Origin of the sequence: Pseudomonas agronomica (assembly GCF_025917275.1) — a bacterium.
Lineage (GTDB): Bacteria > Pseudomonadota > Gammaproteobacteria > Pseudomonadales > Pseudomonadaceae > Aquipseudomonas > Aquipseudomonas agronomica.
Genome location: NZ_JAOSHO010000938.1, coordinates 1 through 827, shown reverse-complemented (window position 1 = coordinate 827; position 827 = coordinate 1). Strand labels below are relative to the sequence as shown.

Here is an 827-nt window from a genome sequence, read left to right as displayed (position 1 = left end):
GAATTCCCGAAACCCCTGTCTGCCAGTGCAGACAGGGGTTTTGTCGTTTCTAGGCCGGTAATCGGATCGTCCCCTAAATTGCTGTCCCGCTCCAGCAAACCCCGAGGCCGTTGCTATGCTTTGGTTGTTGGGCGTAGTCAAAGGGCGCCCGCGACGTGACTGGTCATGGGGATTCCAATAATGAAAAACCCTTATGCTCCTGGCTTCTGGTGCGCTATTGCAGCGTTGTTGCTGCTTTCAGGTACCTATTTCTATGGCGTCATGCTGACCCATCAGATTGATAAGGCATTGATCTTCCTCGATAGCGTGTCTGCGTTGATCGGTGTCATCTCCATTGCCATCGTCGCCTGGGCATCATTGCAAGGCCAGCGCATCAAGAAAAAACAGCTGGAACAAGGCAAGACCCTGGTGTTGATCTGGGATACAAAGGTCGCGCTACGGAGGGTCGAGACGGTGTTCGATCGTTATTTCTGGGGCAGCTATTGGCAGCCGGGACGCACCTTCCAAGAGGTCATGGGAGAACTCACCGGAACTCCTTTGGAAAAGAGCCTCGAGGCGTTGAAAGTCCAATGTGCCGCTTTGGACGAGCAGGTCGCGCAAGATGATTGGCATTGGCTCAACAATGCGCGTGAGCTGTGCGATGTCGCCAATGCCATGGCTCGGGAGCGCTACCAACTGGATTTTTGCGATGGGCGCGCAGATTCGTCGGGCACGGCAGTGATCAACCGTGATTTCGAAGTGCTGGTGTATACCTGGACCGCAAGGCTGAAGACTTTTGATCATCAGCTTGACGAGATTGAAGTCCAATATTCGTAGACCATTTCTCA

The 827-nt window shown here is 53.4% G+C and carries 1 protein-coding gene; it reads left to right on the top strand.

Annotated elements, in window-relative coordinates:
• Window positions 1–180 precede the first annotated feature (180 nt).
• Window positions 181–816 carry an NADH:ubiquinone oxidoreductase subunit N gene (locus OC610_RS28230; RefSeq protein WP_264432965.1) on the top strand — a complete coding sequence of 212 codons (636 nt, stop codon included), beginning with the start codon at window positions 181–183 and terminating at the stop codon, window positions 814–816.
• Window positions 817–827: the final 11 nt, after the last annotated feature.